General features: G+C 71.7%; 22 protein-coding genes. 8 read left to right on the forward strand and 14 right to left on the reverse strand.

Features of this window, described 5'->3' with window-relative positions; translation table 11 throughout:
- Positions 1-38: 38 nt before the first annotated feature.
- Positions 39-362 (forward strand): plasmid stabilization protein, encoded by a 324-nt coding sequence (locus tag OG446_RS00980; RefSeq protein WP_328892180.1) that lies wholly within the window; start codon positions 39-41, stop codon positions 360-362.
- Positions 363-416: 54 nt separating this feature from the next.
- Here the strand turns inward: OG446_RS00980 and OG446_RS00985 are convergent, their stop codons facing one another.
- The 7 genes from OG446_RS00985 to OG446_RS01015 form a co-directional block, all read right to left on the reverse strand.
- Positions 417-2,804: a phosphoketolase family protein gene (locus OG446_RS00985; protein ID WP_328892181.1), complete on the reverse strand. Its 2,388-nt coding sequence runs from the start codon at positions 2,802-2,804 to the stop codon at positions 417-419.
- A gap of 34 nt (positions 2,805-2,838) precedes the next feature.
- Positions 2,839-4,251 carry an NADP-dependent succinic semialdehyde dehydrogenase gene (locus tag OG446_RS00990; RefSeq protein WP_328892182.1) on the reverse strand — a complete coding sequence of 471 codons (1,413 nt, stop codon included), beginning with the start codon at positions 4,249-4,251 and terminating at the stop codon, positions 2,839-2,841.
- Positions 4,252-4,431: 180 nt separating this feature from the next.
- Positions 4,432-4,938: an ATP-binding protein gene (locus OG446_RS00995; protein ID WP_328892183.1), complete on the reverse strand. Its 507-nt coding sequence runs from the start codon at positions 4,936-4,938 to the stop codon at positions 4,432-4,434.
- A 220-nt stretch (positions 4,939-5,158) separates the two neighbouring features.
- On the reverse strand, positions 5,159-7,258 hold the full coding sequence (locus OG446_RS01000) for a xanthine dehydrogenase family protein molybdopterin-binding subunit (RefSeq protein WP_328892184.1): 2,100 nt from the start codon (positions 7,256-7,258) through the stop codon (positions 5,159-5,161).
- A 125-nt stretch (positions 7,259-7,383) separates the two neighbouring features.
- The gene (locus OG446_RS01005) at positions 7,384-8,370 is read right to left on the reverse strand and encodes an FAD binding domain-containing protein (RefSeq protein ID WP_328892185.1); all 987 of its coding nucleotides are present in this window, start codon (positions 8,368-8,370) and stop codon (positions 7,384-7,386) included.
- The gene (locus OG446_RS01010) at positions 8,367-8,933 is read right to left on the reverse strand and encodes a 2Fe-2S iron-sulfur cluster-binding protein (RefSeq protein ID WP_328892186.1); all 567 of its coding nucleotides are present in this window, start codon (positions 8,931-8,933) and stop codon (positions 8,367-8,369) included. The genes OG446_RS01005 and OG446_RS01010 overlap by 4 nt, the downstream gene beginning before the upstream one ends.
- Positions 8,934-9,025: 92 nt before the next feature.
- The gene (locus OG446_RS01015; protein ID WP_328892187.1) at positions 9,026-9,418 is read right to left on the reverse strand and encodes a hypothetical protein; all 393 of its coding nucleotides are present in this window, start codon (positions 9,416-9,418) and stop codon (positions 9,026-9,028) included.
- 199 nt (positions 9,419-9,617) lie between these two features.
- Between OG446_RS01015 and OG446_RS01020 the strand changes: the two genes are divergently transcribed.
- Entirely contained in the window at positions 9,618-9,950 is a 333-nt protein-coding gene (locus OG446_RS01020) for a DUF6479 family protein (RefSeq protein WP_328892188.1), read from the forward strand.
- A 188-nt stretch (positions 9,951-10,138) separates the two neighbouring features.
- Positions 10,139-10,966 (forward strand): VOC family protein, encoded by an 828-nt coding sequence (locus OG446_RS01025; protein ID WP_328892189.1) that lies wholly within the window; start codon positions 10,139-10,141, stop codon positions 10,964-10,966.
- Between the two features lie 12 nt (positions 10,967-10,978).
- Here OG446_RS01025 and OG446_RS01030 read toward each other — a convergent pair whose 3' ends face one another.
- The 3 genes from OG446_RS01030 to OG446_RS01040 form a co-directional block, all read right to left on the reverse strand.
- On the reverse strand, positions 10,979-11,521 hold the full coding sequence (locus OG446_RS01030; RefSeq protein WP_328892190.1) for a DUF6328 family protein: 543 nt from the start codon (positions 11,519-11,521) through the stop codon (positions 10,979-10,981).
- Positions 11,522-11,612: 91 nt separating this feature from the next.
- Positions 11,613-12,104, reverse strand: a complete 492-nt coding sequence (locus OG446_RS01035; protein ID WP_328892191.1) for a GNAT family N-acetyltransferase — start codon at positions 12,102-12,104, stop codon at positions 11,613-11,615.
- A gap of 48 nt (positions 12,105-12,152) precedes the next feature.
- Positions 12,153-12,557 (reverse strand): J-domain-containing protein, encoded by a 405-nt coding sequence (locus OG446_RS01040; protein WP_328892192.1) that lies wholly within the window; start codon positions 12,555-12,557, stop codon positions 12,153-12,155.
- A 222-nt stretch (positions 12,558-12,779) separates the two neighbouring features.
- On the opposite strand from OG446_RS01040, the gene OG446_RS01045 reads away from it, so the two are divergent.
- Both OG446_RS01045 and OG446_RS01050 read left to right on the forward strand, forming a co-directional pair.
- Positions 12,780-13,355, forward strand: a complete 576-nt coding sequence (locus OG446_RS01045) for a hypothetical protein (RefSeq protein WP_328892193.1) — start codon at positions 12,780-12,782, stop codon at positions 13,353-13,355.
- Positions 13,352-13,888: a hypothetical protein gene (locus OG446_RS01050; protein WP_328892194.1), complete on the forward strand. Its 537-nt coding sequence runs from the start codon at positions 13,352-13,354 to the stop codon at positions 13,886-13,888. The genes OG446_RS01045 and OG446_RS01050 overlap by 4 nt, the downstream gene beginning before the upstream one ends.
- Positions 13,889-14,014: 126 nt before the next feature.
- On the opposite strand, the gene OG446_RS01055 is transcribed toward OG446_RS01050, so the two are convergent.
- From OG446_RS01055 to OG446_RS01065, 3 genes are all read right to left on the reverse strand, one after another.
- Positions 14,015-14,815 carry a tyrosine-protein phosphatase gene (locus tag OG446_RS01055; protein ID WP_328892195.1) on the reverse strand — a complete coding sequence of 267 codons (801 nt, stop codon included), beginning with the start codon at positions 14,813-14,815 and terminating at the stop codon, positions 14,015-14,017.
- Positions 14,816-15,199: 384 nt separating this feature from the next.
- Positions 15,200-15,523 carry an SHOCT domain-containing protein gene (locus OG446_RS01060; protein ID WP_328892196.1) on the reverse strand — a complete coding sequence of 108 codons (324 nt, stop codon included), beginning with the start codon at positions 15,521-15,523 and terminating at the stop codon, positions 15,200-15,202.
- Between the two features lie 53 nt (positions 15,524-15,576).
- The gene (locus OG446_RS01065) at positions 15,577-16,005 is read right to left on the reverse strand and encodes a DUF6325 family protein (RefSeq protein ID WP_328892197.1); all 429 of its coding nucleotides are present in this window, start codon (positions 16,003-16,005) and stop codon (positions 15,577-15,579) included.
- Between the two features lie 262 nt (positions 16,006-16,267).
- Here OG446_RS01065 and mutA point away from each other — a divergent pair, with 262 nt between their 5' ends.
- From mutA to meaB, 3 genes are read left to right on the forward strand one after another with little or no spacing between them, the layout of a single operon-like run.
- Entirely contained in the window at positions 16,268-18,124 is a 1,857-nt protein-coding gene (mutA, locus tag OG446_RS01070) for a methylmalonyl-CoA mutase small subunit (RefSeq protein WP_328892198.1), read from the forward strand.
- Positions 18,124-20,325, forward strand: coding sequence for a methylmalonyl-CoA mutase (scpA, locus tag OG446_RS01075; RefSeq protein ID WP_328892199.1), 2,202 nt, complete (start codon positions 18,124-18,126; stop codon positions 20,323-20,325). The genes mutA and scpA overlap by 1 nt, the downstream gene beginning before the upstream one ends.
- Before the next feature lie 12 nt (positions 20,326-20,337).
- Complete coding sequence (meaB, locus tag OG446_RS01080; RefSeq protein ID WP_328892200.1) at positions 20,338-21,351, forward strand: methylmalonyl Co-A mutase-associated GTPase MeaB; 1,014 nt, start codon at positions 20,338-20,340, stop codon at positions 21,349-21,351.
- Here the strand turns inward: meaB and OG446_RS01085 are convergent.
- Positions 21,348-22,229, reverse strand: a complete 882-nt coding sequence (locus OG446_RS01085) for a GNAT family N-acetyltransferase (RefSeq protein ID WP_328892201.1) — start codon at positions 22,227-22,229, stop codon at positions 21,348-21,350. The genes meaB and OG446_RS01085 overlap by 4 nt on opposite strands.
- Between the last annotated feature and the right edge of the window lie 42 nt (positions 22,230-22,271).

Consider the following 22,271-nt stretch of genomic DNA (forward strand, 5'->3'; position numbering starts at 1 on the left):
GGTGTCCCCGGGCCGAAGCCCCGAGAGGAGAACGCATCATGCCACGCGGATCGAATCGGAAACGGGAACGGCAGTACGAGCACATCAAGGAGAGCGCCCAGGAGCGCGGCGTAGGCGAGGACCGGGCCGAGGAGATCGCCGCCCGGACCGTGAACAAGGCACGCGCCCGCGCCGGTGAGTCGCGGACCGCGAGCCGTACATCGGTCGAGGACATCTCGTCCTCGCGGCGTGGCGGGCTCCGCTCGCACAGCGGCGCGGCGGGCCCCACCCGCGACCAGCTCTACGAAGAGGCGAAGCACAAGAACGTCAAGGGGCGTTCGACCATGACGAAGGCGGAGCTGGCCCGCGCGGTCGGCCGTTGACCCCCGCACGGCGAAGGCCCGGACGGCGCGTCCGTCCGGGCCTTCGCCGTGCCCTCACCCCTCCCAGGTCCAGTCCGCCACCTCCGGCAGGTCCGTGCCGTGGGCGCGGATCCAGTCGTGGTGGCGGGACCGGGTGTCCGCCATCTCCTGGCGCACCGCCACCGCACGGACGCCCAGACCCGGGACACGGTCGATGACGTCCATGACCAGGCGGTACCGGTCGAGGTCGTTGCGGACCACCATGTCGAAGGGCGTGGTGGTCGTGCCCTCCTCCTTGTAGCCCCTGACGTGCAGCTGGGCGTGTCCGGCGCGGCGGTAGGCCAGCCGGTGGATCAGCCAGGGATAGCCGTGATAGGCGAAGATCACCGGCTTGTCGCGGGTGAACAGGGCGTCGTACTCGGAGTCCGGCATCCCGTGCGGATGCTCGGAGTGGGGCATGAGCCGGGCCATGTCGACGACGTTCACCACCCGCACGGACAGGTCCGGCAGATGCCGTCGCAGCAGTCCGGCGGCCGCCAGGACCTCCAGGGTGGGCACGTCCCCGGCGCAGGCGAGCACGACATCGGGTTCGCGGCTGCCGTCCTCGGTCCCCGCCCACTCCCAGACGCCCGCGCCGCGCGCGCAGTGCGCGCGGGCCTGGTCGAGGGTGAGCCAGTCGAAGCTCGGCTGCTTGCCGGCCACGATCACGTTCACGTAGTCGCGGCTGCGCAGCGCGTGGTCGGCCACGGAGAGGAGGGTGTTCGCGTCCGGGGGCAGGTAGACGCGTACGACCTCGGGGCTCTTGTTCAGGATGTGGTCGACGAAGCCCGGGTCCTGGTGCGAGAAGCCGTTGTGGTCCTGGCGCCAGACGTGCGAGGTGAGCAGGTAGTTGAGGGAGGCGACGGGCCGGCGCCACGGCAGCCGGCGCGAGGTCCGCAGCCACTTGATGTGCTGGTTGACCATCGAGTCGACGATGTGGGCGAACGCCTCGTAACAGGAGAAGAGCCCGTGCCGGCCCGTGAGCAGATAGCCCTCCAGCCAGCCCTGGCACAGGTGCTCGGAGAGCACCTCCATGACCCGGCCGTCCCGGGCGAGATGCTCGTCGGTCGGGAGCGTGCCCGCCTGCCAGGCCTTGCCGGTGGCCTCGTAGAGGGCGTCGAGGCGGTTGGACGCCGTCTCGTCGGGGCCGACGACCCGGAAGTCCCGCCGGCCGGCGGTGGCCGCCATGACGGCCTCCAGCAGGCCGCCGAGGACCCGGGTCGGTTCATGGAGGGCGGTCCCCGGCTTGTCCACCGGCACGGCGTGCTCGTCGAGGGCCGGCATCGGCAGATCGCGCAGCAGCAGACCGCCGTTGGCGTACGGGGTGGCGCCGAGCCGCGCCTCGCCCTCCGGCACGCAGGCGAGGACCTGGTCCACCGGGCGTCCCTCGGCGTCGAAGAGTTCCTCCGGCCGGTACGAGCGCAGCCACCGCTCCAGCTGCCGCAGGTGCTCCGGGTTGTCGCGGACCCCGGGCAGCGGGACCTGGTGGGCGCGCCAGGTGCCTTCGACGGGCAGTCCGTCGACCTCGGCGGGCCCGGTCCAGCCCTTGGGCGTCCGCAGCACGATCATGGGCCAGCGCGGCCGGCCGGTCTCACCGCCCGCCCGGGCGGCCTGCTGGAGCTCCCGGATGCGGTCCACGGCGCGGTCCATCGCGGCGGCCATCGCCCGGTGCACGGTGAAGGGGTCGTCGCCCGCCACGTAGAGGGGTTCGTGTCCGTAGCCGCGCAGCAGGGCGTCGAGTTCCGCCTCGGGGAGGCGGGCGAGCACGGTCGGGTTGGCGATCTTGTAGCCGTTGAGGTGGAGGACCGGAAGGACGGCCCCGTCATGGACGGGATCGAGGAACTTGTTGGCGTGCCAGGAACCGGCGAGCGGCCCGGTCTCCGCCTCGCCGTCGCCGATGACGCAGGTGACCAGCAGGTCCGGGTGGTCGAGTGCGGCACCGTAGGCGTGGGCGAGGGAGTAGCCCAGTTCGCCGCCCTCGTGGATGGAGCCGGGCGTCTCCGGCGCGACGTGGCTGGGCACGCCGCCCGGGAAGGAGAACTGCTTGAACAGCAGCCCCATCCCGGCCTCGTCCCTGCTGACGTCGGGGTACGTCTGCGAGTAGCTGCCCTCCAGCCAGGAGTTGGCGAGGACGGCGGGACCGCCGTGCCCGGGACCCCAGACGCACAGCGCGTGGGTGCCGCGCGAGGCGATGACGCGGTTGAGGTGGGTGTACACGAGGTTGAGGCCCGGTGAGGTTCCCCAGTGGCCGAGAAGCCTCGGCTTGATGTCCTCGGGGACGAGGGGCCGGGTCAGCAGCGGGTTGTCCATCAGGTAGATCTGGCCGACGGCCAGATAGTTGGCCGCCCGCCAGTGCGCGTCGAGCGCGGCGATCTCTTCGTCGGTCGGGCCGGTCGTCGATGAGGACGGCGGTGCGTCGCTCATGGTCACCTCTCAGCGGACGGGTGCGGTGGTCCGGCTACCGCGGCTCGGGGCCGTACCAGACGGTGGTGGCGTTGCAGAACGCTCGGATGCCGTGACCGGCGAGTTCACGTCCGTATCCGGAGCGCTTCACCCCGCCGAACGGCAGCGCGGGGTGCGAGGCCGTCATGCCGTTGAAGAACACGCCACCCGCCTCCAGGTCGCGGATGCAGCGCCGGCTCTCCTCGGCGTCGCGGGTCCAGACGTTGGAACTGAGCCCGAAAGGCGTGTCGTTGGCCAGTTCCAGGGCCTCGTCGAGGCTCTCGGCCCGGTAGAGCGTGGCGACGGGTCCGAAGGTCTCCTCGTGGTGGATGCGCATGGCGGGGGTGATCCCGGTGAGGACCGTCGGGGCATAGAACCAGCCACGCTCCAGTCCGCCGCTCAGCCCCTCGGGCCGGCCGCCGCCGCACAGGGCGATCGCGCCGTGGCGTACGGCGTCGTCGACGAGTTCCTCCAGATCGGTGCGCCCCTGTTCACTGGCGAGCGGACCGATGTCGGTGGACTCCTCCAGCGGATCGCCCACGGTCAGGTCGCGCATGCCCACGGTGAAGCGCTCGGCGAACTCCTCGTACACCTCCGTGTGCACGATGAACCGCTTGGCGGCGATGCAGGACTGTCCGTTGTTCTGGACGCGGGCGGCGACCGCCGTGCGGGCCGCCTTGGCGACGTCGGCGGAGGGCAGGACGAGATACGGGTCGCTGCCGCCGAGCTCCAGGACGGTGTGCTTGACCTCGTCCCCCGCGACGGCTGCCACGGCGCGGCCGGCCGGTTCGCTGCCGGTCAGGGTCGCCGCGGCCACCCGGCGGTCGCGCAGGATCGCCTCGACCGCTCCGGAGCCCACCAGAAGCGTCTGGAAGCACCCGGCGGGGAACCCCGCCCGGTGGAACAGGTCGCCCAGGTACAGCGCGGTCTGCGGCACGTTCGAGGCGTGCTTCAGCAGACCGGTGTTGCCGGCCATGAGTGCGGGGGCCGCGAACCGCACGACCTGCCAGAGCGGGAAGTTCCACGGCATCACGGCGAGCACGGTGCCCAGTGGCCGGTAGTGGACGTACGCGCGGGACGCACCGGAGTCCTCGACGTCGGCGGGCGAGGGGTGCTCGTCCGCGAGGAGTTCCTCGGCGTGGGCCGCGTACCAGCGCATGGCCTTGGCACACTTCGCCGCTTCGGCCCGGGACGCCTTGAGGGGCTTGCCCATCTCCAGGGTCATGGTGCGGGCGATGTCCTGCTGGTCCTCGTCGAGGAGGTCCGCGGCGCGGTTGAGCAACCGGGACCTTTCGCCGAATCCGGTGGTGCGGTAGGCGCGGAAGGCGGCGTCCGCCGCGGCGAGCCGCCGCTCGATCTCGTCCGCTCCCTGGGCGTCGAACATTCTGAGGGTCTCGCCGTTCGCGGGGTTGACCGTCGCGATGGGCATGACTGTGGCCTCCTTGCCTCGGTACTTCGACCGTGCCGCGCCACCGGCGCCGGCGCAACGCGGGCCCCCGCCCTCCGCATACCCGACCGGCGCGGACCATGCATGCCTGAGGCATGCGATCCGCGCCGGAATGGGGGCAGGGTTGGGCCGGGGCGCCGGGGCCGCTGCGTGCGGCGCGCCTCAGACGAGGGCGGGGGCGCCGGTCCGGACCGGGGCGGCCGTGGGGAATTCCTCGACCACGTCGGCAGGCGCCCGGCGGGACTCGCGGACCCCGGGCAGCGGCGGCAGCGGCACCAGCTCGATGAGCTGGGGCTCCTGCGCGTAGCGGGTGAACCAGACGACCTTGCCCTCGGCCGTCCGGCAGGTGCCCCAGCTGTCGCTGAGGGCCATGACCCGGCTGAGGCCGCCGCCCTCCTGGAGCAGCCGCGGCATGTCGGAACCGTTGTCGGCGACGGAGACCGTGAGGTGCCGTCCGGACCAGCGGAGTTCGAGGACACAGGTGTTGTCGTCGCCGACGTGCCGCTGGACGTTGGTCAGCAGCTCTTCCACAGCACGGCACACGGGCCGGATGTGGAGTTCGAGACTCCAGTGGCGGAGGTGTGCGGCGACTATCCGTCGCAGCTGGGACACACGCTCTGCCGATACCTGGAGTTCGACCAGATAGTGCCGGTCGAGTGGAACGGTCATCGTCGAGGCTCCTCACATCGAGGCCCACATGCTTCGCCCCGTTGAACGAACGACCCCCGAATACGAAGAGTGAGCAGATGTCACTTCTGGGTCACTCCTCAGCGTGAGGCCGCAGGGCCGGATGCGCAACACATCCGGCCCTGCACCCCCGGTGACCGGCACATACGTGCCCGGCGGACAGGGGCTCCGCCTGCCCAAGCCAAGACTTCTGCAACACGCTTCAGTGCAGGGCGGCAAGCACCCGGTCCGGAGTGAGCGGGAGGGTGCGCAGCCGGACGCCGGTGGCGTGATGGAAGGCGTTGCCGAGGGCCGCGGCCGCGCCTACGATGCCGATCTCTCCGATGCCCTTGCTGCCCATGGGGTTGAGGTGCGGGTCGTCCTCGTCGAGCCAGTGCGCCTCCAGGCCGGTCACATCTGCGCAGGCCGGCACGTGGTACGAGGCGAGGTCGCTCTCGGTGAAGTCGCCGAAGACCGGGTCGAGGGAGCTGCTCTCGGTCAGGGCCATGCCGAGCCCCATGGTCATACCGCCGATGAACTGGGAGCGTGCGGTACGGGAGTTGAGGATGTGGCCGGCGGCGAAGACCCCGAGCATCCGGCGGACGCGGACCTCACCGGTCCGGGGGTCGACGGTGACCTCCGCGAAGTGGGCCCCGAACGCGTGGCGTGCGTAGGGCGACTCCTCGGCCGCCTCCTCGGTGGTGTCCGCGGTGACGGTCACTCCGGCGGCGGGCAGCGGTTCGGAGCTCTCGCCGAGCCGTGCCACGAGGGCGGTGGTTGCCTTGTGCACGGACCAGCCCCAGGAGGCGGTGCCGGAGGAGCCACCGGCCAGCGGGGCGTCCGGCAGATCACTGTCGCCGATGTCGACGGTCACGTTCTCCACCGGCGTCTCCAGCACCTGTGCGGCGATCTGGGCCAGGACGGTCCGGGCGCCGGTGCCGATGTCGGTGGCATCGACCGCGATGCGGTAGGAGCCGTCGGGGGCGGCGTGCGCCGAGGCATGGGAGGCGGCGACGTAGACGGGGTAGGTGGCGGCGGCGACGCCCGTACCGAGCAGCAGGGCGCCTTCCCGGCGGGCTGCCGGACGCGGGTCGCGGTCCCTCCAGCCGAAGCGTGCGGCGCCGTCCCGGAGACAGGCCGCGAGATTGCGGCTGCTGAAGGGCTTCCCCGAGTCCGGCTCGGCGGCCGGATCGTTGCGCAGCCGCAGTTCGACGGGGTCGAGCCCGAGCGCCGATGCCAGTTCGTCCATGGCGGATTCGAGGGCGTACATGCCGGGCGCCTCGCCCGGGGCGCGCATCCAGGACGGGCTCGGCACGTCGAGCGCGGTGACCCGGTGGACGGTCCGGCTGTGTGCGGATCCGTACATCACGCGGGCCGGTACGGCGGCCTGTTCCACGAACTCCTTGACGGTGGAGGTGTGCGTGATGATCTCGTGGGCCACCGAGGTGAGGGTCCCGTCGCTCGAAGCACCGAGCCGGACGCGCTGCACGGTGGGTGCCCGGTGGCCGACCACGGCGGCCATGTGACGCCGGGGCATGGCCAGTTCCACCGGATGCCCCGTGTGGAGCGCGGCCATGGCGGCGAGCACGGCCTGCGGGCGCGGAGTGCCCTTGCTGCCGAATCCGCCGCCGACGTGCCGCGACACGACGGTGACCTGGTCCGGGCGGAGTCCGAACACCGTGGCGAGGCTGTCGCGCACCTTGGTGGCGCCCTGGCTGGAGTCGTACAGGGTGAGGTGCCCGTCCTGCGACCAGAGGGCGGTCGTGGCGTGCGGCTCCATGGGGTGGTTGTGCAACGGCCCGACCGTGTACGTGGCGTCCACCCGGACGGGCGCAGCGGCGAACGCGCGGTCGACGTCGCCGCGTTCACGCACAGCCGGGTACCCGCCGTTGGCGGTCTCCGGCGTGTACAGGCCGGCATGGTCCGCGGTGAGGACGGCGTCGTGCGCGGCCGTCTCATAGGTGACGTCCAGCGCCTCGGCGCCGGCCCGTGCGTCTTCGAGGGTGTCGGCCACCACCAGAGCGATCTGCCAGCCGCGGTGCGGCACACGGTCGTTCTGGAGGACGGCGAGGACCGGGTCGTCCGGCTCCTGGGTCCGTGGCGCGTTCTCGTGAGTGAGTACGGCGCGGACACCGGGGAGGGCGAGGGCGTCGGCGGTCCGGATCGCGGCGACCCGGCCGCACGGCACGGTGGCGGGAACGGGCCAGGCGTACAGGCAGCCGGGCAGGTTGCGCTCGGCGGCGTAGCGGGCGGCGCCGGTCACCTTGTCCCGGCCCTCACGGCGGACGACGGGGGCGCCGAGCGGCTGGGGGGCGTGGCTCATGGCGGAATCCTCGACTGTTCAGGGGCCACCCGCTGGCGGGCGTCCCGGGGGACGGGCGTCTTCCGGCGCCGGCATGTTCAGGCGCAGGCATCTCCAACGGGCGGCGGCTTCAAGGGCCGGCACCCTCAAGCGCGGGCGGTGAGTGCGGCCAGGGCGTCGACGGCCAGGTGGCGGGCCAGAGTCACCTTGAACGCGTTGTCGCGCAGCGGCCGGGCCGCGGCCAGTTCGGCGTCCACCGCGCTCAGGTACACGGCATCGCCCGCGGGTGCGCCGCGCAGGGCCTCCTCGGCGGTGCGGGCGCGCCACGGCCGGTGGGCGAGTCCGCCGAACGCCAGCGCGGCGTGCTCGATCCGCCCGTCGCGCACACGCAGGACGGCCGCCACGGAGGCGAGGGCGAACGCGAACGAGGCACGGTCGCGGACTTTGCGGTAGAGGGAGACCGTGCCCTCGGGAAGCGGAGGAAGGACCACCTCGGTGATCATTTCGTCCGGCCGGATCACGGTGTCCGCGCTCGGGTCGTCCCCGGGCAGCCGGTGGAATTCGGTGACGGCCACCGTCCGTTGGCCATCCGGTCCGTGCAGGAGGACCACGGCGTCGAGGGCGGCGAGCGCCACCGCCATGTCCGAAGGGTGGGTGGCCACGCAAGCGGCGGAATGACCGATGACCGCGAGGTCGCGGTGGGCTCCCTCACGGGCCGGGCAGCCGCTGCCGGGTTCCCGCTTGTTGCAGGGCTTCGACGTGTCCTGGAAGTAGGGGCAGCGGGTGCGCTGGAGCAGATTGCCGCCGGTGGTGGCGGTGTTGCGCAGTTGGCCCGAGGCCCCGGCCAGCAGCGCCTGGGAGAGTGCGGGATAGCGCGTTCGGACAGCGGGATGGGCGGCCAGATCGCTGTTGCGGACGGTGGCTCCGATGCGCAGTCCGCCGTCGGCCGTGTCCGTCACCCGGTCCAGCGGCAGCCTGCTGACATCGATGAGGAGGCCGGGACTCTCCACGCCGAGTTTCATCAGGTCGACCAGGTTGGTGCCGCCGCCGAGGAACCGGGCCCCGGGGCGGGCGGCGCTCTCGCGGACCGCTTCGGCGACCGACGCCGCGCGCAGATAGGCGAAGGGCTTCATGACGCGACATCCCCGATCGCCTCGACGATACGGGGGTACGCACCGCACCGGCACAGGTTGCCGCTCATGCGTTCGCGGATCTCGGCGGCGTCGAGTGCCACCGGGACGGTGACGGGCGTGGTGGGCGCGGTCACGTGGGACGGGAAGCCGTCCTGCGCCTCGCTCAGAACGCCGATGCCCGAGCAGATCTGCCCGGGTGTGCAGTAACCGCACTGGAGTGCGTCGCGCTCCAGAAAGGCCTCCTGGAGCGGGTGCAGCCGGTCGTCCCCGGCCAGGCCCTCGACCGTGGTGATCCGGGCCCCGTCCTGCGCCACGGCCAGCAGCAGACAGCTGTTGGCGCGCCGGCCGTCCACGAGCACGGTGCAGGCTCCGCACTGACCGTGGTCGCAGCCCTTCTTCGCCCCGTTCAGGCCCAGGTGCCGGCGCAGCGTGTCCAGGACCGTGGTGCGGTGGTCGAGCGTCAGCGTGTGATCGGTTCCGTTGATGTTCAGGGTGAGGGCGGAACGGTGGCCGGTTGCCCGCCCTTCCCCCTCGCCGCTCCTCCCCCGGCTGGTCGGGTCCACGTGACGGCACCTTTCGAGAGGTAGTTTTGCCTGCTTTCTACCAGTCCGGTGGCGGCTTCGCGTCGTGAACCCGGGGCGGCGTGGCGTTCGGCCTACTTGTTCCTCAGCCGCAGCCGGACCTCCTCCTCCTGGTCACCGGAGACCGTGCCGACGACCTGCACGGCGAAGGCGTCCGCCAGGCTCTGCCGGAGCCGGTCGACCGCCCAGTAGCCGCCCTGGACGTCGGCGGTGACGGGCCCGCCGAGCCGCACCGACCCGGACACCACCCGGGCCTCGGCGACGTCGACGGTCACGACCCATGCCGTGGGCTGCTTGCCGTCGACGTCCTGGGGTACGTCCACCGAGGCCCGGTCGGTGACGAAGGCGGCCCGCAGCACGTCGAAGACCGTGCGCGCGTCGTCCTTCCCGCACCCGCTGACGACGACCGACACCTCGCGGCCGTCCCGGCTCTCCTCGGACTGCTGCTTCTGCTGTGTGCTGTTCACCGCGGTTCCTTCCCATGGGGTCATCTCCAGGCTCGCCCCGCGGGCGGACGCCTGCGACACGGGCGGCCCGGAAGCCCCGCGGGTACCCGGGAACGAGCAGCCCACGCCGTTCCAAACATTTTCGGCGGCCATATCCACTTAAAACATGAATTCGATGCCAGAGTCGAGTGACAGCCTCGCCCCGGGGTATCCGGCAAGCATGGATGTATCGGATGGAGCCCTGAATTCCCTGGCCATCACCCTCGCGGACGGACGGGGCGCGACCGGAGCGGTGCTGGGCGTCGTCGGCGTGGTCCTGGTGGCCGTGCTGATCGGCGCCTTCTGGCTGGGCAAGCGGCGGCGCGATCAGGAACTGCCGCCGCCCAGGCCCGAGGAGCAGCCGGTGGCACCGGACCATCGCACGCACGTCGAGGAGCCCGACGTGCACGGTGACGACGCCTTCCCTCCGGACGGCCGCGGGCTGTCGCCCTACGAGCTCGGTGATCACGGGAACGAGACGCTCCACCGGGACGACGACGAGCGTCGCGACTGAGCGGCCGCCCGCGTCCCGGAGCGGCGGCCGTCCTCCCGGAAAACGGATCTTCACCCGGTCGCACGCCCTTGCGACCGGCCGGCCGCGCCGCCGCGTGTTGCGGGAGCGGCCGCCCGCGGAGAGGCTGGTGAGGGCCCCCAGGGCCACCGGCACACATCTGCCGCACCCCCCATGAAGGCAGTAGGACCATGACCGGAAGTACCTCTGGTACGGCGTCCGCGCCCGCACCGCTGACCGGGCCGGCGGCGCCCTGCTGGGTCAATCTGATGACCCTGAACCTGGAGTCCGCCCAGGAGTTCTACGGCCCGGTGATGGGCTGGACGTTCCGGCCGGGCAAACTCGGCCAGGAGTTCTCGGTCGCCCGCCGCGGTGACGTGCCCGTCGCCGGGATCGGTGCCGTGGCGACCACCTTCCACGTCGCGGTGGCGTGGACGCCCTACTTCGCCGTCCAGGACGCCGATGTCACCGCCGGCCGGATCCGGGAGCGCAGCGGAACCGTGGCGGTCGGCCCGCTGACGCTGGGCAAGGGGCGCGGCGCCCTGGCGGCCGACCGGGACGGTGCGGGCTTCGGCATCTGGGAGCGGACCGCGCCCGCGACGTCGCCGCCGGCCCCGGACGGGCACGCGCACGCCTGGCTGCGGCTGCGCACACGCAATGCGTTCGACGCTGCGATCTTCTACGGCGAGGTCCTGGACTGGGCGAGTGGACGGCCCGGCTCCTGCGAGGTGGCGTACGCGAAGGACGAGGTGGTCGTCCAGTGCGGCGGACGCCAGCTGGCCCGGATCAGCTCGGGCGCGCTCGGGGCTGCCCCCGACCTCCTGGTCCGCCCGCACTGGCAGGTCAATTTCCCGGTGGACGATGTCGCCGCCGCCGTCGCGACGGCCCGGAAGCACGGCGGTTCACTCGTCGAGGAGCTGTCCCGGCCGGAAGGCCGCGAAACGACACTCATCGATCCCGACGGCGGGCTCTTCACCCTCACGGACGTCCACCACTCCGAGGACACCGGCGCACCGTGACTCCGGGTGCCGTCACCGCTCGTCCCGACGGCCGGGGGACCGGGTCAGCGCCCAGGCGGGGAAGACGAACCAGCAGATGAGGAACCACAGCGCCATCCCGCCCACCAGCCAGAGGGCGAGAGCGTTGTGCAGCGCCACACGCAGGATCAGCAGGAGTGCCGAGCACATCGTGCAGAACAGCAGGATCAGCCCGATCACGGTCAGCCGGGACGCCCAGGTGACCGTCTGCGGTTTCATCCGCCGCCCCGTCAGCAGCCGGTGGTAGGACACGGGCCCGATGAGCGCACCCGCGGTGGCGGAGCCGAACATCACCGTGACCACGTAGATCGTGCGGTCGGTGTCGGAGAGATCCGTGAAGCGCGGCTGGAAGACGACGGCGAGCAGGAAGCCGAAGAGAATCTGTACGCCGGTCTGGGCGACGCGCAGTTCCTGGAGCAGATCGGTCCACCGGCGGTCGGCCCGTTCCTCCTCCGTCTCCCGGCGCCCCCATCCGCGGTCCTGTCCCTGTTCCTCGGGTGGGCTCACCGTGGACCTCCGTCCGCCTGGGCGCAGCATCTGTACGTCTCGTGCCCCTTTTCCCACACGGTAGACCTCCGGTCACCGGGCTGCCCGCCGCCCAGCGGGGACGCCGGCTACCCGGCCGCTCTCAGCCGACCGGCAGCACGAGGGCGGGACGGTCCCACATCACCGCGGGCGGTGCGGCCCGCACGGTTCCGGTCCGGTGGGCGCCCACGCTCGTGTAGAAGCCCTCGGCCGGCGGATGCGAGACGATGCGCACCTCGGCGAGCCGGGCCGCCCGCGCTTCGTCCCTCAGGTGCCCGATGAGCAGGCGCCCGATCCCGGCGCCCTGCGCGTCGTCGGCGACGAACATGAGGTCCAGCTCGGGCGGGTCGAGGATCAGGGCGTAGAAGCCGAGCAGCCGGCCGGTGGTCTCCCCCACGGCCGCGAAGACCCTGTGCGTCTCGACGTAGTCGTGACCCACCCGGTAGCCGGCGACCATGGGTGCGTACGGGCCCTCGTAGGCGCGGGAGGTACGGACCAGACGGGTCAGGCGTTTCGCGTCCCGTGCACCGGCCCGCCTGATCCCGACGTCTTCGCCCAGGGTCCGGCGTGCTCGCGACGTAATGCCTGATTTCATTCCCCGAGTATTACGCACCCGGGATGGGGCGCCACGCCACCACGGGCTTCAGGAGGAGCGGCGCGCCGTGCGCCACTCCTCGACGACGGCCTCGACGTCGAACGGTCCGAGGTTCAGGAGCGGGCCGGGCGGCGGCCGCCTCACGGCCTCGGCGATCTTCTCGTTCACCTCGTCCAGCATCCGCCGCACCTGAGCCTCGGTCCGCGTCCCGGGCACGGCGGCGAGCGTTTCCTCCGCCTCCTTGCGCAGGGCCAGCGCCGGCGGAAGCACGGACATCCCCTCGCGCTCCATCTTCGCCTTGATCCACCACGCCTCGTCGTACGGGCGGTCGAGTCCTTCGAGGGGCTTGCCGAACCCCGGCAGCTGCGAGAAGTCACCGCGCTGCTCGGATTCCCGAATCTGCTTGTCGACCCATGACTCGAAGCTGACACCCGCAGGTTTGCGCTCGGTCACCGTGATGCCCCTCTCGGAGATGCCTGTGGTGTGCGGCCCCTTCACGATACCCACGCCGTCCGGCCGGACCCGGCCGGGCGGGCAGGCGCCGGACCCTTGCACCGCGGAGGGCGGGGTACACGAGCAGCACGCCCGTCCGGACGACGACGGGACACGACCGAAAGGGATGGTGAGAGTGATGCACAGCCACACGCGAACCGGGACCCGGCGGGAGTGGTGACCATGACGACCGTAGTGATCATCGTCGCGGTGGCCCTGGTGGCGGTCTGCGCAGGTGCGTTCCTTTACACACGGCAGGCAGGCGGCCAGGGAATGCGGCGACGCTTCGGGCCCGAGTACGACCGGGCCGTCGCCGGCCACGACGGCGACACGAAGGCCGCCGAACGCGAGCTGCACGAGCGGTTGAAGCGGCACCGCTCCCTGCACGAGCGCCCCTTGACGCCCGAGGCGCGCGCCCAGTACGCGGACCGCTGGACGCGGATCGAGGGCGGCTTCGTCGACGCGCCGCAGCAAGCCGTGGCAGAGGCGGACATCCTGCTGGCCGAACTGGCCCGGGATCTCGGCTTCCCCGACGGCAGCGACTTCGGGGAGCAGAGCGCCGCGCTCTCCGTTCACCACGCCGAACACGTCAACGGCTATCGCCGGGTGCATGCCGCCCGGCAGGGCGACAGCGGCACGGAGGACCTGCGGGAGGCGCTGCTGGAGGCCCGCGGCCTGTTCGACGTCCTCGTATCGAACGGAACGGACCGACCTGTTCGTCGGCACCCGCACCACGCGGAAGGAAGTGGCAAGGCATGACGCACGACGCCGGAAACATCCCGCCCGTCCCCAGCGACGTTCCCGAGGCAGCCAAGAAGCCCCGGGCCACCGCTCCCGACGGTGGCGCGGACCGCGGCGCCCGGGAGACTCGCGCAACGAGCGCCGGAGCGACGGGCACCGCAGGAAGGCCGCAGCCGGGCAGCGCCCCGGGCGGCAGGCCGCTGACGAGGACCCCCGCCGCGGCGCCGCTGAACGGGGACCGCACGGCGGATGCCGCCGACGCACGTGCGTCCCACGCACCGCGCCCCCTTTTCCCGGAGGGCGACCACGACAAGCTCGCCCTGCGGATCCAGCACGCGGTGAGCGAGTTCGTCGAGAGCCCCCGCCGCGCGGTCGAGGAAGCCGAGAGCACGTTCGACACCGTCGTCGAGGGCCTCAAGGACGCACTCGAAGAGCGCCGGCGCACACTCGGGACCGTCGGACGGGACGGTGATCCCGAGATGCGGACCGAGGAGCTGCGCGTCACGCTGCAGCACTACCGGGACCTCACCGAGCGGCTGCTGAACGTGTGAGGCGCGCGGTCGCGCCTGCGGGCGCAGCCCTGCCACGCGGGGCGGCGCTGCGTCCCGGCCCGGATGTGACTCCGCCCCCGGCGCAATCGCCGGGGGCGGAGTCACGCGGTGCCGTGCGGCCGTCGGTCAGCCCGCTGCCACCACGAGGTCGTCGCGCAGCCGCCGCAGCGCGGCTTCGGGGATGCGGAGTCCGTCGCGCGCGTACCCGTCGATCCCTCCCCAGCGCTCGTCCATGGCGTCCAGCGCCGTGTCGAGGTAGCGGGGCCGGACCTCGATGATCGCGGAGGCGATCTCCGGGTCGCCGCCCGCGTCGAGATAGCTCTGCACGGACGGCCGGAAGGCGACCCGCATCACCGGGTTCACGGAGAGGAACTCCTCCCGGACGGCATCGCGCGAGGCACCGAGGAGAAGCAGCAGCAGGACCGCCCCCCAGCCGGCCCGGTCCTTGCCTGTCGTGCAGTGGAAGAGCACCGGGCGCGCGGCGTCGTCGGCCGCCGTCTCGAGCAAGGCCCGGTAGGCGGCGGCCGCCCGCGGCGACAGCACCACCTGCCGGTACGTCTCGGCGAACATCTCCTCGGCCTTACCGCCCCCGAGCAGCCGCTCGGTCTCGACCGGATCGGCGAGCAGGGCGCGGAGCCTGGCCGGTGCCACGCCCGGATCGTCACCCAGCACGTCGGCGACGAACAGCCGGGCGCCGGGCGGCAGACGGTCGGGGGCCGAGGCCCGCTCGTCCGCGGTCCGCAGGTCGACGACCGTACGGATGCCGAGTACGGCCACCGTCGCGTCGTGTACCGGATCGTGCCCGCTGAGCTGCCCCGAGCGCAGCACCACGCCGGGTCGCACCTGCCGGCCGGGCCCGAGGGCGATGCCGCCCAGATCCCGCAGGTTGAGAACAGAGGCTGCCGGGACGGCCCTGGCGGTTTGCACGATGAGATTCCTCTTTTCCCGACGCGTATCCGAATTGATTTCGGCCTGGCCGGATCAAAAGTCGCATGATGTCGGGAAATCGACAAAGTAAAACGCCGATGATCATCGATCGAGCGCGCGGGGCAGGCCGACGGGTGCGTCAGGAGAGGTGCACAGGGCATCCGACCTGGGGCGCCGTGCTGACGTGCCGTCCGGATTCCGTCACCGCGCGACCAGTCGTTCATGCGGCGCGCCACGGCTCGTCCAGCGCCGGGAAGTCCGCGGCAAGGCCCCGCAGGGGCTATGGAGAGGACACGGGGAGGCCACGGAAAGGGCGCGGCGGAGAGAACGCGACCGCAGGAATCGCGTTCTCACCCACCGGGCCCGGCGGCGGCCCGGCGGGCCTCACTCCGCCAGAAGTCTTGCCTTCTGGGCCTCGAACTCGGCATCGGTCAGGATGCCTTGCTTCTTCAGCTCCGCCAGTCGCTCCAATTGACCGATGAGATCGTCGGCGGGCGCCTGGGCGGCCTGCTGCTGAGGAGCCTGTTGCCGGGCCGCCTGCATCTGCGTCTGCTGACGCATCTGCTCCTCGGCCATCTGCTCGGAGTCGTCCTCGGCGAACCTCGCCTGCTGGCGCCGCTGGACGCGGCCACTGACCGCCGAGGCGGTTCCCGCGACGACGGCCGTTCGCGCCACCGCGCCGAGCAGACCGGGCCCGCGGCGGTTCATTCCAGGTCCTCGAAAGATCGGCATGCCGTACGCCTTTCCGGTGCGGTGCGTTGTCAGCTTGCGGACGCGGCGGCCGCCACTGCGGCCTCCGCTACGTCTGCGGGAATCCGCTCATGGGCGACGAGTTGCCCGCCCGACGCGCGGACCGCCTCGGTGAGGGGCAGCGCCCAGAGGTCCTCCCACACGATCAGCGCCGCGGAACTGCCCGGCGGCACGCTCTCGCCCAGGGTCCGGATGTCGTCGCTGTTCAGCATGCCGCCGACCTCACCCTCGACCGGCTCGAACGAGACCAGGTCGTCCGGATCGAGGTCATCCAGTTCGACGATCTCGATCGAACCGTCCTCCGCCCGGTACACGAAGGTCAGGTCGATGATGCGCACCGCCTTCGACGCCACCGCTTCCGCGAGCGCCGGCGCGATGGCACCGGTGAACCGGCTGCCGGGGAAGGCGACGACGAGGTACTCCACAGGTCCCACAGCCACGGGCGTGTCCTCTCCGGAAGGATGAATTGCCAGCAGCATAACTTCGGACATTTATTGCCGCACTGTGGCAAATCATCCCCGCCCGGAGAATACACACCGGCTACGGCCGCCGATCCTGCGGGCTGCGAGGGGGCAGCCGGGCCGACGAAGGCAGCCGCCGCCCTGCGCGACCGTACGTAAGGGATCAAGTGCGTTCGGAGAGAGGGCAAGGTCACAGGCCGAGCCTCTGCTGCCCGTCCGGGACCTGTCCTAGCATCTGGGCATGACGGTCCAGCCTGCTGACGGGCTTTCGTTGGCCGCCGAATTCCCTGATCCCGCCCACGAGCAGTGGCAGAGCCTTGTCGAAGGTGTGCTGCGCAAGTCGGGCAAGGACGTTTCGGGTTCGGCCGCCGAGGAAGCACTGTCCACCACGGTGGAGGACGGGCTCATCACTCGCCCCCTCTACACCTCGCGCGACGACGCGCCCGATGCCGGTCTCCCGGGCTTCGCCCCCTTCACCCGCGGCAGCACACCGCAGGGAAGTACGGCGGGCGGCTGGGGCGTACGACAGCGGCACGCGTCGACGGATCCCGTACGGCTCAACGAGGCCCTGCTCGGGGACCTGGAGAACGGCACCACCTCGTTGTGGCTGACCGTCGGGGGCGCTGACGGCGTGCCCGTCTCCGGCCTGGCGCGGGCACTGGAGGGCGTCCACCTCGATCTGGCACCGCTCGTACTCGACGCCGGGGACGAACTCGACGCCGCAGCCACGGAGTTGTTCCGGCTTCATCAGGAGCGCGGCATCCATGCGGACGCGGTGCGCGGCAACCTCGGGGCCGACCCGCTCGGGCAGGCCGCCCGCAGCGGCGCCGAGGCGGACCTGACGTCCGCCGTGCGCTGGGCGAAGCACTGCGCGGCCGGGTACCCCGGGCTGCGGGCGCTGACCGTCGACGGGCTGCCGTACCACGAGGCCGGCGGCTCTGCCGCGCAGGAGCTGGGCAGTTCGCTGGCCACGGGCGTCGCCTATCTGCGCGCACTGACCGACGCGGGACTCGGCGTGGACGAGGCCTGCGCCCAGCTGGAATTCCGGTACGCGGCCACCGCCGACCAGTTCCTGACGATCGCCAAGCTGCGGGCCGCGCGCCGGCTGTGGGCGCGGGTCGCCGAGGTCTGCGGGGCGCCGGAGGCCGGGGCACAACGCCAGCACGCGGTGACGTCGCCGGTGATGATGACGCGGCGCGATCCGTGGGTGAACATGCTGCGGACCACGCTGGCCTGCCTGGGCGCCGGCGTCGGTGGCGCCGGTGCCGTGACCGTGCTGCCCTTCGATCACGCGCTGGGCCTCCCCGACGCCTTCGCGCGGCGCATCGCCCGCAACACGTCGACGATCCTCCTGGAGGAGTCCCATCTGGCCCGGGTCATCGACCCGGCGGGCGGTTCCTGGTACGTGGAACGCCTGACGGACGAACTCGCCGACGCCGCCTGGGCCTTCTTCCAGGAGATCGAGCGGGCCGGCGGTCAGGCCGCGGCGCTCGGCTCGGGCATGGTCGCGGACCGGATCGCCGCCACCTGGGCCGCCCGCAGCAAGGATCTGGCGCGGCGCAAGGAGCCGATCACCGGTGTGAGCGAGTTCCCGCAGCTCGCGGAACGCGCGGTGGAGCGCGAGCCGGTGCCGTCGGGCGCCACCAGGGGTGGTCTCCCGGTGGTCCGCCGCGACGAGGCCTTCGAGGCGCTGCGCGCCCGTTCGGACGCCCATCTGGCGGCGACCGGTGCCCGGCCGCGGGTCTTCATCGCCGCGCTCGGCCCCGCCTCGGCACACACCGCGCGCGCCGCGTTCGCCGCCAACCTGTTCCAGGCGGGTGGCATCGAACCCGTCCACGAGCCGGTCCGGGTCGACGCCTCGTCGGCCGCCGCCGCTCTCGCCGCCTCGGGCACGGACGTGGTCTGTCTGTGCTCCAGTGACGCGCTCTACGCCGAACAGGCCGGCGACATCGCCGAAGCGCTCGTCTCGGCCGGTGCGCAGCGGGTGTACCTGGCGGGGCGGCCCGCTGCGTACCCGGGTGTCGACGAGTACGTCTTCGCCGGGTGCGACGTGGTGGCCGTCCTCTCCTCCGTTCTCGACCGTATGGGTGTGGCGTAATGCGGATCCCCGACTTCTCCGACATCGAGCTCGGGCCGGGCGGCGGCGCCGAGGTGACCGAGGACCAGTGGCGTGCCGCGGTCAAGGAGTCCTCCGGGACCTCCGACAACGACCTGCTGTGGGAGACCCCCGAAGGCATCGCGGTCAAGCCGCTCTACACCGGCCAGGACCTGGAGGGCATCGACTTCCTCGGGACGTACCCGGGGGTGGCGCCGTATCTGCGGGGTCCGTACCCGACGATGTACGTCAACCAGCCCTGGACGATCCGGCAGTACGCGGGCTTCTCCACCGCCGAGGAGTCCAACGCCTTCTACCGCCGTAACCTCGCGGCCGGGCAGAAGGGTCTGTCGGTCGCCTTCGACCTGCCGACCCACCGCGGCTACGACAGCGACCACCCGCGGGTGACCGGTGACGTCGGCATGGCCGGTGTCGCGATCGACTCGATCTACGACATGCGCCAGTTGTTCGACGGCATCCCGCTGGACAAGATGTCCGTGTCGATGACGATGAACGGCGCCGTGCTGCCCGTCCTCGCGTTGTACATCGTGGCCGCCGAGGAACAGGGCGTACCGCCCGAGAAGCTGGCCGGGACCATTCAGAACGACATTCTGAAGGAGTTCATGGTCCGCAACACGTACATCTATCCGCCGAAGCCCTCGATGCGGATCATCTCCGACATCTTCTCGTACACCTCGCAGAAGATGCCGCGCTACAACTCGATCTCCATTTCCGGCTACCACATCCAGGAGGCCGGGGCCACGGCCGACCTGGAGCTCGCGTACACCCTGGCCGACGGGGTGGAGTACCTGCGCGCCGGACGCGACGCCGGCCTCGACGTCGACGCGTTCGCACCTCGGCTGTCGTTCTTCTGGGCGATCGGCATGAACTTCTTCATGGAGGTGGCCAAGCTCCGGGCGGCCAGGCTGCTGTGGGCCAAGCTGGTCAGGGAGTTCGAGCCGAAGAACGCCAAGTCCCTGTCGCTGCGCACCCATTCACAGACGTCTGGGTGGTCGCTGACCGCGCAGGACGTGTTCAACAACGTCACCCGCACCTGTGTGGAGGCGATGGCCGCGACCCAGGGACACACGCAGTCACTGCACACCAACGCCCTCGACGAGGCGCTCGCCCTGCCCACCGACTTCTCGGCCCGCATCGCCCGCAACACCCAGCTGCTGCTCCAGCAGGAGTCCGGCACGGGACGGGTCATCGACCCGTGGGGCGGCAGCGCGTACGTGGAGAAGCTCACCTACGACCTGGCGCGTCGGGCCTGGCAGCACATCGAGGAGGTCGAGGCGGCGGGCGGCATGGCCAAGGCCATCGACGCCGGCATCCCCAAGCTCCGTATCGAGGAGGCGGCGGCCCGCACCCAGGCCCGCATCGACTCCGGACGCCAGCCCGTCATCGGCGTCAACAAGTACCGCGTCGAGACCGACGAGAAGATCGACGTGCTCAAGGTCGACAACTCCTCCGTGCGCACCCAGCAGCTGGAGAAACTGCGCCGGCTGCGCGAGGAGCGCGACGAACAGGTCTGCCAGGACGCGCTGCGCGCGCTGACGGAGGCAGCCGGACGGGAGCCGGGTCCCGGTCTTGAGGGCAACCTGCTGGCCCTGGCTGTCGACGCGGCACGGGCGATGGCGACCGTGGGCGAGATCTCGGACGCCCTGGAGAAGGTGTACGGCCGGCATGCGGGCCAGATCCGTACGATCTCCGGTGTGTACCGCAACGAGGCAGGGGAGTCGCCGTCCGTGGACCGTACCCGCGCGCTGGTCGACGCGTTCGAGGAGGCGGAGGGACGCCGGCCGCGGATCCTGGTCGCCAAGATGGGCCAGGACGGTCACGACCGCGGCCAGAAGGTGATCGCGACCGCCTTCGCCGACCTGGGCTTTGACGTGGACGTCGGCCCGCTGTTCCAGACGCCGGGCGAGGTCGCCCGGCAGGCGGTCGAGGCGGACGTCCACATCGTGGGCGTCTCCTCCCTGGCCGCCGGCCACCTCACGCTCGTACCCGCGCTTCGCGCGGAGCTCGCCGCCGAGGGCCGTGAGGACATCATGATCGTGGTGGGCGGGGTGATCCCGCCGCAGGACGTCGACGCGCTGCACGAGGCGGGCGCGGCAGCGGTGTTCCCGCCGGGAACGGTGATCCCGGACGCGGCCCACGATCTGGTGACGCGGCTCGGTGCCTCACTCGGTCACGAGCTGTGAGCCGCTGAACCGATGGCTCCGAAGATCGATCTCGACAGCTACGTGAAGGGCGTACTCGACGGGAAGCGCGCACACATCGCGCGCGCCATCACCCTCGTGGAGTCCACCCGCCCCGATCACCGGGCGCTGGCCCAGCGGTTGCTGCGCGAACTGCTGCCGCACTCGGGCAAGGCCCGCCGCATCGGCATCAGCGGGGTGCCCGGGGTCGGCAAGTCCACGTTCATCGACGCACTCGGCACGATGCTCACCGGGCTCGGGCACCGGGTCGCGGTGCTTGCCGTGGACCCGTCCTCCAGCCGTACCGGCGGCTCCATCCTGGGCGACAAGACCAGGATGGAGCGGCTCGCGGTGGACCCGGCTGCGTTCGTCCGCCCCTCCCCCACCGCCGGCACGCTGGGCGGGGTCGCGAAGGCGACCCGCGAGTCGATCGTGGTGATGGAGGCGGCGGGCTACGACGTGGTGCTGGTGGAGACGGTCGGCGTCGGCCAGTCGGAGACCGCTGTCGCCAACATGGTCGACACGTTTCTGCTGCTGACGCTGGCACGCACCGGTGACCAGCTCCAGGGCATCAAGAAGGGTGTGCTGGAGCTGGCGGACGCCATCGCCGTGAACAAGGCCGACGGGCCGCACGAGCGCGATGCCCGCTCGGCGGCGCGTGAACTGGCGGGTGCGCTCCGACTGATGCACCCGGTGGACGCGGCGTGGACCCCGCCGGTGCTGACCTGCAGCGCCCGGGAGTCCAGCGGTCTGGACACCTTGTGGGAGCGGCTGGAGCAGCACCGGACCCTGCTCGAATCGACGGGGCGGCTCGCGGCCAAGCGCAGCGAGCAGCAGGTCGACTGGACCTGGACCATGGTGCGGGACGACCTGTTGGACGGCCTGCGCAGTCATCCGGGGGTGCGCGCGCTCGCGCCGGAGCTCGAACTGCGCGTACGGGAGGGCTCGTTGCCTGCCACGCTGGCCGCCGAACAGATCCTGGAGGTGTTCCGGGGGCCGGGTCCGGCGACCGGGCGCGCAATTCCCTAGAGGTCGAACTGGTACTCGTACGAACGGTGCGTCGGCTCGTATCCGAACGCGTCGTTGATGCGCCGCATGTACGTGTTGCTGTCGGCGGTGTCCGCGAGCAGGCCGCCCAGGTCCGGGTGGCGCTCGCGGGCCCCGAGGATGGCCGCGGCCTTCATCCACCGGGCGAGGCCGTGGCCCCGGTGCTCGGGCAGGACGCCCGTCCCGTAGTGCTGCCCGTCGCCCTGTCCGTCACCGGGCACGACGAGTTCGGTGAAGCCCGCGATCGACCCGTCGGTCTCGTCGACGGCGGCCACCGTGTGAAGGTGGTCGCCGCGGTCCGTGACGGCCCGCGCGACGGCCCTGACCCGGTCGACGTCCCAGGCCACGGTGCCGTAGTCGGTGTCGTCCATGGGCATGTCGTCCATGGCGCGACGCGACGCGGCGAACGTGTGCGCCAGCGGTTCCGGGACGATGCCGTCCCAGGATTCCAGCCGGTAGCCCGGATGCTGTTCCCGGGTGACGGCGGTCAGGGCCGCGGTGTCCACCTTTCCCAGCACGAGCCGGGCGTAGGCGAGGGCGAGGACCCTGCGCACCCCCCTGGCCTGCAGGAACAGGTCTCCCGGGGTGCCGGCCTCGGTCTGCGCGACGACGGAACGCCGACCGTGCTCCCTGGCTCCCCGGACCGCCGCGTCGAGCAGCTGGGAGCCGGTGCCCTTCCGGCGTTCCACCGGGTGCACGTGGAGTTCCAGCTCGGCGAGGTGGTCCTGGCCCTCCCGGGTGAAGACCCGGAGGAACGCCGATCCGACGGGCGCACCCGCCTCGTCGGACGCCAGCCACGCCAGACGGTAGTCGTTGGCTCCGCGATCGGGATCGGTCAGGGCGGTCAGGTGTATCGGCAAGGTGACTCCGGAGTCGGGAGGGGAACGGCCCGGAGTACGAAA

Origin of the sequence: Streptomyces sp. NBC_00236, from assembly GCF_036195045.1 — a bacterium.
GTDB lineage: Bacteria > Actinomycetota > Actinomycetes > Streptomycetales > Streptomycetaceae > Streptomyces.